Genomic DNA, 9,194 nt, shown 5'->3' on the forward strand with positions numbered 1-9,194 from the left:
TGATCACGAAGGGGGGAAGCGGTATCTCGCCGAGGTTCCGCGCATCAGTGTGAACGATCTCCCGCGCCGTGCCGTCACGCGCTCGGCCAAGTTGGCCACCCTTCCGCTCGGTTTCGCCGGCCGCGCCGCCCTCGGCCTGGGCAAGCGCATCGGCGGCAAGTCGGCGGAGATCGTGGCCCAGGAGGTGCAGCAGCGTACCGCGGAGCAGGTCTTCAAGGTGCTCGGCGAGCTCAAGGGCGGAGCGATGAAGCTCGGCCAGGCCCTGTCGATCTTCGAGGCGGCACTGCCGCAGGAGATCGCCGGCCCCTACCGCGCCACGCTCACCAAACTCCAGGAGGCCGCGCCGCCGCTGCCGGTGTCGACCGTGCACAAGGTGCTGACCGAGCAGTTGGGTGACGACTGGCGCAAGCACTTCCAGTCGTTCGACGACCAGCCGACCGCGGCCGCCTCCATCGGGCAGGTGCACAAAGCCGTGTGGCACGACGGCCGGGTCGTGGCCGTCAAGATCCAGTACCCGGGGGCGGGCAAGGCGCTGCTCGGCGACTTCGCGCAGCTCTCGCGGCTGGGCAAGCTGTTCGGGGCGCTGCTGCCGGGGCTCGACATGAAGTCCGTGCTGAGCGAGCTGCGCGAACGCATCGCCGAGGAGCTCGACTACCTGCGCGAGGCCGAGGCGCAGCACGCGTTCGCGCTGGAGTTCAACGGCGACCCCGACTTCTACGTGCCCGACGTGGTGGCCGCCAACGAGATGGTGCTGGTCACCGAGTGGATGGACGGCACGCCGCTGTCGCGCATCATCGCCGAGGGCACCAAGGAGCAGCGCGACCAGGCGGGGCTGCTGTTCGTACGGTTCCTGTTCTGCTCCCCGGCGCGGGTCGGGATGCTGCACGCCGACCCGCACCCGGGCAACTTCCGCATGCTGGACGACGGGCGGCTCGGCGCGCTCGACTTCGGCGCCGTCAACCGGTTGCCCGAGGGGTACCCGAAGGCGTTCGGGCAGCTCACCCGGATCTTCAACCAGGGCGACATGGGGACCGTCATGGCCGGGCTGCGGCAGGAGGGCTTCATCCGCGAGGACATCGAGATCGACCCCGATGCGCTGCGCGCCTTCCTCGCGCCGTACGTGGAGCCGACGGCGGTGGAGGAGTTCACGTTCAGCCGGGAGTGGTTGCAGGCGCAGGCCGCCAGCGTGACCGACCTTCGGCCCACGAACGTGGTCCGCCAGCTCAATCTGCCGGCCTCGTACGTGCTGATCCACCGCGTCCACGCGGCCGGTATCGGCGTCCTGTGCCAGTTGGGCACCACGGCCCGCTTCCGCGACGAGGTCATCCGCTGGGTCCCCGGCTTCGCCGACGACGCCGATCCCAACCCAGACGAGGCGCTGGCCGTCAGCTGACCCGAGTTCATGCTTGGGTGCCGAGTTCGACCGACTGAGACGAGCGGCAACATCGACCTCGGTGGCGCCGCTCGGTGCCTGCACCCAGTCAGCGCTACTGGGTGTCATCCGCCACGCCAACGCGCACTCGGGCAGAGCCCAAGCGTCGGTGACGTCTGCTCAGGCAGAGCCCAAGCGTGGGTGACGCCTGCTCGGTCAGCACTCCTCAGTCCCCGCTCTTCAGGCGAAGGCCCTCAGCCGGGGCACGCTGAGACCGGCGCCCTGACCTTGGCCCTGACCTTGGCCCTGACCTTGGCGTAGTGAGGGCGAGGTGGAAGGGGCGCGCTGGAGTTGGTGTGGGGCGTCCCTCTGGTTTGCCTCTTGGTGGGGGCGCTCCGAGTTCTGTTGGCAAAGACTCTGGGCTCGGGGCGGGGCTGGGGTGGTTGATTGCGGGGACACATCCCGCCATATGAGGGCGGGGGTTGGTGCCGTGTGCTTGCGGGGCTGAGGTGGGGTGGCTTGAGAAGCCATTACTCTGTGCAATCATACGAGAGCTAAAAGTTACTCTCCGTTGGGAGGCACCAATGCACCGTTTCGTGCGCCTGTTCGGCGCCGCTGTCCTCGCCGGCATGGGGTTGCTCGTGGGCGCTCCTGCTGCGAACGCCGTCGTCGATCCGGTCGCCCTGCTCGAATGCGTGACGGCCGGGGTCGGCGAGGTCACCACCCTCGTGGATCCGACGGCTCCGGGGCTTCCCGCTGAGCTTCCCCTGGTGGGTTGCACTGCTCCTTGAGCTCAGGTGGCTGGGCCGGGAGTTTCGGTGAGTGGGCATGGCAGTGAGCGATTCGCGATGGTGAATGGTCCGTCGTCGTGCATGGTTGCAGTCGGGACGCGGGACTGTGATCGGCCGCTGATCGCTCCTTGCCATGAATCTCGGGCTTGTGGTTCTGGTGCACAGGTGTCGTGCCGCGGTGAATCGGGGGATGTGGTCGCCGATCGCCGTGGGGGCAAGTGCTCGGTGGGGGTGCGGCGGTGTTTGGCAGCGGTGGTCGCTTGAGCAATGGCCTGCTGTCGGAGATGCGCACACAGAGGAGTGTGCGCACGCATCGGTCAGCCCTCAGGGGTGGCCCTGGGGGTTCGGTGGCGGTGGCAAGGAGTTCTGTGACCGGTGCGTGGAGACGTGACCGGTGATGGTGGTGGGGTGGGTTGAGGGGTCGGGCTGGGTGGGTTGAGGGGTCGGGTCGGGTGGGTGGCGGTGTAGACAAAAGGGGAGAGCCGGGCGCTTGGCTGTGCGCCCGGCTCTCTTCATTCACAAGTTCCGGTGGGAGATCCTGCGCCGGCGGCAGGACCTGCCGGTCAGAACTCGCGGCTCAATACCCTGCGGAGGCGCTCGTTGGCGCGCGTGACGCCGCGTCGCGCGCGCTCCACGCGCTGGGCGCGCAGGATGACGCGCTGCTCAGCGGCCTCACGATGGAGGGTTTGTATTCGGTCATTCACCAGGTCATGGATGAGATCCGGCACTAGCAGACTCCTCGTCGGCTGGGTCCTCATGATCGTTTCTTCTCTCTTTCGGTTGGTGCGGGGTTTCAGGCAGCGACCGGGTGCTTGCGGGGACGCCCGCGCGGACGCTTGCGGGGAACGATCGTTCCCCTGAGGATGAGCTCCCCGCCCCAGACGCCCCAGGGCTCTTCGCGCTCGAGCGCGCGCTCCAGGCAGGCCTTCTGGATCGGGCAGCCGCCGCAGAGTGCCTTGGCGAACTCGACGTCCTCCGGCGACTCGGCGAACCACAGGTCAGGGTCGGTACGACAGGGGATCTTGGCTTCGTCGATCAGGTCCATGATCGTCTTCGCCCCCATCTGCTTCTCCTTTTGATCGATCTTTTTGATCTTGGTCGGGCACCTCGTAGGTGGTCAGAGATCACGGACAAACAAGAAGGCCGCGGATCCTGTCTGTGGATCCGCGGCCTGGGGGCTGCTGTAAGCCGGTCAGGTTATGACCGGAGCATCCCGCCAGGGTTGCGGACCGCACAGTCCACCCTTGGTGAGCTGGTTGGCCGGCAGTTCGATACGTCCCGCATAGACAGGGGCACCTTCCGCGGCCACACCGGAGTGAGCTCGCGCGATGAAGGCGGCGGCCTGACGACGGGCAGACTTCTCCTGCCGGAGCTTGGCGGCAGCGGCAAGCAGCGCCACCGAGTCACGGCACGCGGAGGTGAACCACGGCGTGGCAGACATCTTGATGCTGATCACTGGGATTCACCTCCACTCTCGGGATCGTCGGAACTAGACCGTCCGACTCGCTTGACCAAGACCCTAAACCGGATTGCCGGGAAGGGGCAACATATTTTCTACCTGCGATTTCGTCACTTCGTCCGGCGGATCATGGCCTCTTGTACGACCGAGACCACGAGCTGTCCAGACGCGGTGAACATCTCGCCCCGGGCCAGTCCCCTGGCCCCGGCGGACCAGGGAGACTCCTGAGCATAGAGCAGCCAGTCGTCGGCCCTGAACGGGGCGTGGAACCACATGGCGTGGTCGAGCGAGGCCCCCATGATGTCGGAGGCGCCCCACGCCATGCCGTGCGCGAGCAGGATGGTGTCGACGAGCGTGAAGTCGGAGGCGTACGCGGCCAGCACGACGTGCAGCAGCGGGTCGTCGGGCAGCTCGGCGTCGTAGCGGAACCACACGTTCGTCTGCGCGCTGCGCAGCGCGGGGTCGAGGTGCGCCTCCCAGGTGAGCGGCGAGGCGTAGCGGGCGTCGACAGGGCGGGGCCGCGACGCCCAGTCGCGCAGCTCGGGGTGGTCGCCGACGATCTCGAACATGCGGTCCTGGAACGTCGGCAGCGTCTCAGGGTCGGGCACCTGGGGCAGCACGGACGCCTGGTGCGCGACGCCCTCCTCGGCGACGTGGAACGACGCCGACATCGTGAAGATCGCCTTGCCGTGCTGGACGGCGACGATGCGGCGGGTGGTGAACGAGCGTCCGTCGCGCAGCCGCTCGACGTTGTAGACGATCGGGATCGAGGGGTCGCCAGGACGGATGAAGTAGGCGTGCAGGGAGTGCACGTTGCGGTCCTTGGGCACGGTACGTCCGGCCGCCACCAGTGCCTGGGCCGCCACCTGACCGCCGAAGACCCGCTGGATGCGCTCCTCCGGGCTCCTGCCGCGGAAGATGTCGAGCTCGATCTGCTCGAGGTCGAGCAGGTCCAGCAGCTCTTTCAGCGCCTCGTTCACGTGTCGTCCCCCTTGGATGTTCCGGTCCTGCGACAAGTGTGACGTGCCGCCCGTACCGGGGCGAATGCCGGGCCCGGTTCAGCCGGAATGATGTCGTCTTTGCGTTGCGTCCCCGTTACGGCGGTGTCAGGAGGCGCGGCAGAGAGCGAGGACGGCCTCGCCGTACCGGTCGATCTTGACCTTGCCGACGCCCGCGATCGCCAGCAGCTCCTGCTCGGTCGCCGGCGCCCGCTCCGCGATGGCCTGCAGCGTGACGTCGGTGAAGATGACGTACGGCGGGACCTTGGTCTCCTTGGCGGTGGCCGTGCGCCACGCCTTGAGACGCTCGAGCAGCGCCTCGTCGTAGTCGGCGGGGCAGGTGGCACAGCGGCCGAGCTTCTGCTCGGTCGCGGCGGTCAGCGTCTTGGCGCACACCCGGCAGTTGACCGGCGCGGCCACCTGGCGGCGCTCGGCGCGGGCGGACTGCGCCACGCGCGGCGCGGCGGGCGCGCGGCCGGTCAGGCCGTCGAGGAAGCGGGACGGCCGGCGGCTCTTCCGGCCACCCGGCGCCCTGGCCGCCGCCCACGAGATCGACAGGTGCTCCCTGGCGCGGGTGATGCCGACGTAGAGGAGACGGCGTTCTTCCTCGATCTGCTCGGGGCTCTCGGCGTAGATGATCGGCAGCATGCCGTCGGTGACGCCGACGAGGAAGACGGCGTCCCACTCCAGGCCCTTGGCGGCGTGGAGCGAGGCGAGGGTGACGCCCTCGACGGGCGGCGCGTGCTGCTCGGAGGCGCGGCGTTCGAGCTCGGTGACGAACGCCGGCAGGTCGGCGCCCTCGGCCGCCATGTCCTCGGCGAGGTCGGCCAGCGCCTTGAGCGACTCCCACTTCTCCCTGGCCTTGCCGCCGCCGGGCGGCGAGGGGGTCAGGCCGATGCCGCCCAGGATGTGGTGGACCTCGGAGGCCAGCGGCTCGCCCGCGGCGGAGCGGGCCGCGCCGCGCAGCAGCACGACGGCCTGGCGGACCTCGGGACGCTCGAAGAAGCGCTCGGCGCCGCGCAGCACGTAGGGGATCTCGGCCTTGGCCAGCGCCTCCTCGTACGCCTCGGACTGCGAGTTGACCCGGAACAGCACGGCGATCTCGCGCGACGGCACGCCCTTGTCGATGAGCTTCCTGATCGACCTGGCGACGTCGGCGGCCTCGGCCGGCTCGTCGTCGTATTCCTTGAAGGCGGGCTTGGGGCCGTCGGGGCGCTGCGCGACCAGCTCCAAGCGGTGGGGCGACTTGCCCTTGGCGATGACGAGGTTGGCGAGGTCGACGACCTGCGGGGTGGAGCGGTAGTCGCGGACGAGCTTGATGACGGCCGCGCCGGGATGGTCGACGGCGAAGTTCGTGAGGTAGCGGGGGCTGGCGCCGGTGAAGGAGTAGATGGTCTGGTTGGGGTCGCCGACCACGCACAGGTCGTCGCGCCCGCCGAGCCAGGTGTCGAGCAGCAGCTTCTGCAGCGGGTTGACGTCTTGGTACTCGTCGACCACGAAGTAGCGGTATTGCTGGCGGATCTGCGCCGCGACCTCCTGGTGCTCGGTCATCACGGCGGCGGTGAGCTCGAGGATCGTCTCGAAGTCGACCAGGTGACGCTCGCGCCTGATCTGCTCGTAGGCGTCGTAGACGTCGGCCAGCTCGGCCGGCGTGATCGGTGGCGTGCGGTGGTATTTCGCCGCGGCCGCGACGTAGTCCTCAGGGCCGATCTGGGTGACCTTGGCCCACTCGACCTCGGAGGCGATGTCGCGCAGCTCGGCGCGCTCGACGTTCCTGCGCAGCCGGCGGCACGCCTCGCCGAGCACCGGCAGCTTCGACTCGATGACCGACGGCGCCGCGCCGCCGATGACGCGCGGCCAGAAGTAGGTGAGCTGGCGCAGCGCCGCGGCGTGGAACGTGCGGGCCTGTACGCCGGGCGCGCCGAGCGCGCGCAGCCGCTGGCGCAGCTCGCCGGCCGCCCTAGTGGTGAATGTCACAGCCAGCACGCTCTGCGCGTCGATGACGCCGCTGCGGACCGCGTACGCGATGCGGTGGGTGATCGCCCTGGTCTTACCCGTTCCCGCACCTGCGAGCACGCACACCGGCCCGCGCACCGCCTCGGCGACGGCACGCTGCTCGGGGTCGAGCCCGATCAGTACGTCATCCGCGTTGTTCACCCCTGAATCCTCCCAGCCGCTGGCGGTGCCACGCTTTATTCTGGCAACATGCGCCCCGGCGTATGTTCGTCGTCACCGAGATGCAAAAGGATGGTCTCTTCCCCCACAATGGGGCCGACCATGTGCATGGGGGAAAGGAAGGCCGTGCGAACTGCGGTTTGCGTGAGCGCCCTCGCGCTCGCTGCCGTTGTGCTCACACCTGTCGCCGCGAGCGCCTCTGGCGATCCCACCCCGCTGCCGACGGTGCACAACCCCCTCGACTCACAGGGCCTCGGCGGGTTATCGGTCGAGACCGTTCGCTACGGCTCGCACCAGCGCCAGAGCATGGACGTGTGGTGGACGCCCGACGGCCAGCAGCGGCCCGGCGTCTTCCTCATCCACGGCGGCTGGTGGTCCAGCGGCGACAAGAAGTACATGAAGGAGATCGTCCGCGGCTACGCCGAGATGGGCTACACGGTCTTCAACCTCAACTACCGGCTGTCCAGTGACGCGGCGTGGCCGGCGCAGCGCAGCGACGCGCTGGCGGCCATCGCGCTCGCGCGCAAGCACGCCGACAAGTGGGCGTTCGACCCGAAGAACTACGTGCTGGTCGGGTTCTCCGCGGGTGGGCACATCGCGGCGGCGGTCGGCACGTACGGTGACGGCATCAACGGGCTCAAGGGCGTGGTCGGGCTGTCGCCGATCATCTCGCCGCTGCGCGCGTACTCCGACGGGGCCAAGTCGCCCGACCCGAACAAGCGCAGGCTGCGTACGGCGGCGATCAAGCTGGCCGGCGGTTGCGCGCCCAAGGGCAAGTGCTCGCGGGTCTGGGCCAGCATGGAGGTGGCCTGGCACGCCAGCCGCAAGGACGCGCCGATGCTGACCGTGCACTCGGAGGACGAGTTCGTGCCGCCGGTGCAGAGCCAGCTGCTCAAGCAGATGCTCGGCCAGGTGGGCGTGCCGGTGACGGTGCTGACGGCGCCGGGCACCAACCACAGCTCGCCGCTCTATCGGGAGCCGGGTGTGGCGGAGCGGGTGCAGGCATGGATCGCGGAGCGCATCGGGTAGGAATCCGGGATTAAGCGGACGTCGCAGGTTGTTGCACGGATCGCTTGATTTCCTGACGTTGGAGGGATCTCCCAGATGGCGCTCACGGTCTACAGCACTACGTGGTGCGGCCCCTGCAAGCGGCTCAAGGCCCAGCTCACCCGCGAGGGCATCGCTTTCAAGGACGTCGACATCGAACGCGACCAGGCGGCCGCCGAGTTCGTGGAGAGCGTCAACAACGGCAACCAGGTGGTGCCGACCGTGGTCATCGAGACCCCCAAGGGGCGCGTCGTGCGGACGAACCCCTCGGCCATGGAGGTCAAGGCCCTGCTGGGAGCGGCCTGACGGTCACCAGTCGCCGATCAGCTCGCCGCCGTACCAGGTCTCGATCAGGCGGCGGGCGATCGACACGGGCGGCGGCAGGCGCAGCTCGCCGGAGTCGAGGGCGCGGAGCAGCTCTGACCTCGAATACCAGTGCGCCTCGGCGATCTCGTCGGCGTCGGGGGTGAGCGTGGTCGTGGTGGCCTCGGCGAAGAAGCCGAGCATGAGGCTGCGCGGGAACGGCCAGGGCTGGCTGCCGAGATAGCGCGGGTTGGCGACGGCGATGCCGACCTCTTCCGCCACCTCGCGGATGACCGCCGCCTCCAGCGACTCCCCCGGCTCGACGAACCCGGCGAGGATCGACAGCCGCCCCTCGGGCCACTGCGGGCCGCGGGCCAGCAGGCAGCGGTCGTCGGGGTCGCGGATCAGCATGATGACGGCGGGATCGACCCGCGGGAAGTGCTGGCTGCCGTCGCTGGGGCAGACCCTGATGTGACCGCCCGCCTGCATGGTCGTGCGGGTGCCGCAGCGCGGGCAGAACTCGTGGGTGGAGTGCCAGGCCTCCAGCGCCACGGCGTGCACGAGCAGGCCCGCGTCGCGGTCGCCGAGCAGCCCGCCGACCTGGCGCAGCCCGGCCGCGACGGGACGGCCCTCCGGCGTGTCGCGCAGCCCCATCGGAGTGGTGAGCCGGCCGTTGACGTCGCCGGCGGGCAGCCCCGGCAGTGGCGCGGCCACCGCGAAGTAGGCGGCGCCGTCGTCGACGCCCAGGAGGTAGCGCGGCCCGGGCGGCGCCTCGGCCGGCGTGAGCAGCACCGCGTGCACCTCGTCACCCGCGCGCCGCACCAGCGTGTGGCCGTTGTCGATGACCAGCACCCTCGTCGCAGGGTCGGACCACGCCTGTTCCAGCCACCCGTCGTCGGCGCGCAGCACCGATGATCTGTCGGTGGTCCCCCGAGCGAGAAGCAGTGGTCCGATGAGCTTTTCTTCCGCGGTCCGCACTGGCCGCCCCCTCCCCAAGTCCTCTGTCATCCTATGACCTCGCAGTTAGCCGGCGATTACACAATCGGCAC

At 69.3% G+C, this 9,194-nt stretch carries 10 protein-coding genes; 4 read left to right on the forward strand and 6 right to left on the reverse strand.

What is annotated here, in order from left to right; translation table 11 throughout:
- The first annotated feature begins 49 nt into the window (after positions 1 to 49).
- The gene (locus tag ABZW11_RS34215; protein ID WP_355426352.1) at positions 50 to 1,393 is read left to right on the forward strand and encodes an AarF/UbiB family protein; all 1,344 of its coding nucleotides are present in this window, start codon (positions 50 to 52) and stop codon (positions 1,391 to 1,393) included.
- Positions 1,394 to 1,956: 563 nt separating this feature from the next.
- Positions 1,957 to 2,163, forward strand: coding sequence for a hypothetical protein (locus tag ABZW11_RS34220; protein WP_355426355.1), 207 nt, complete (start codon positions 1,957 to 1,959; stop codon positions 2,161 to 2,163).
- A 563-nt stretch (positions 2,164 to 2,726) separates the two neighbouring features.
- On the opposite strand, the gene ABZW11_RS34225 is transcribed toward ABZW11_RS34220, so the two are convergent.
- The 5 genes from ABZW11_RS34225 to ABZW11_RS34245 all read right to left on the reverse strand — a co-directional run bounded on the left by ABZW11_RS34225 (position 2,727) and on the right by ABZW11_RS34245 (position 6,777).
- Positions 2,727 to 2,891: a hypothetical protein gene (locus tag ABZW11_RS34225; protein ID WP_355426357.1), complete on the reverse strand. Its 165-nt coding sequence runs from the start codon at positions 2,889 to 2,891 to the stop codon at positions 2,727 to 2,729.
- A 65-nt stretch (positions 2,892 to 2,956) separates the two neighbouring features.
- Entirely contained in the window at positions 2,957 to 3,226 is a 270-nt protein-coding gene (locus ABZW11_RS34230) for a WhiB family transcriptional regulator (RefSeq protein ID WP_355426360.1), read from the reverse strand.
- A 129-nt stretch (positions 3,227 to 3,355) separates the two neighbouring features.
- Positions 3,356 to 3,619 (reverse strand): hypothetical protein, encoded by a 264-nt coding sequence (locus ABZW11_RS34235; RefSeq protein ID WP_355426363.1) that lies wholly within the window; start codon positions 3,617 to 3,619, stop codon positions 3,356 to 3,358.
- Positions 3,620 to 3,732: 113 nt separating this feature from the next.
- Entirely contained in the window at positions 3,733 to 4,602 is an 870-nt protein-coding gene (locus tag ABZW11_RS34240; RefSeq protein WP_355426365.1) for an acyl-CoA thioesterase II, read from the reverse strand.
- 126 nt (positions 4,603 to 4,728) lie between these two features.
- On the reverse strand, positions 4,729 to 6,777 hold the full coding sequence (locus ABZW11_RS34245; protein WP_355426368.1) for an ATP-dependent DNA helicase UvrD2: 2,049 nt from the start codon (positions 6,775 to 6,777) through the stop codon (positions 4,729 to 4,731).
- Positions 6,778 to 6,966: 189 nt separating this feature from the next.
- Here ABZW11_RS34245 and ABZW11_RS34250 point away from each other — a divergent pair, with 189 nt between their 5' ends.
- Entirely contained in the window at positions 6,967 to 7,824 is an 858-nt protein-coding gene (locus ABZW11_RS34250) for an alpha/beta hydrolase (protein WP_355426371.1), read from the forward strand.
- Between the two features lie 75 nt (positions 7,825 to 7,899).
- Positions 7,900 to 8,148 (forward strand): mycoredoxin, encoded by a 249-nt coding sequence (locus ABZW11_RS34255; RefSeq protein ID WP_355426373.1) that lies wholly within the window; start codon positions 7,900 to 7,902, stop codon positions 8,146 to 8,148.
- A gap of 3 nt (positions 8,149 to 8,151) precedes the next feature.
- On the opposite strand, the gene nudC is transcribed toward ABZW11_RS34255, so the two are convergent.
- Positions 8,152 to 9,054, reverse strand: coding sequence for an NAD(+) diphosphatase (nudC, locus tag ABZW11_RS34260; RefSeq protein WP_355426376.1), 903 nt, complete (start codon positions 9,052 to 9,054; stop codon positions 8,152 to 8,154).
- Positions 9,055 to 9,194: the final 140 nt, after the last annotated feature.

Origin of the sequence: Nonomuraea sp. NPDC004580 (genome assembly GCF_040609855.1) — a bacterium.
GTDB lineage: Bacteria > Actinomycetota > Actinomycetes > Streptosporangiales > Streptosporangiaceae > Nonomuraea > Nonomuraea salmonea.

Excerpts from the sequence above, each read along its gene's own strand:
- ABZW11_RS34220 (WP_355426355.1), top strand. The coding sequence starts at position 1,957 with ATGCACCGTTTCGTGCGCCTGTTCGGCGCCGCTGTCCTCGCCGGCATG.
- ABZW11_RS34230 (WP_355426360.1), bottom strand. The coding sequence starts at position 3,226 with ATGGGGGCGAAGACGATCATGGACCTGATCGACGAAGCCAAGATCCCC.
- ABZW11_RS34255 (WP_355426373.1), top strand. The coding sequence starts at position 7,900 with ATGGCGCTCACGGTCTACAGCACTACGTGGTGCGGCCCCTGCAAGCGG.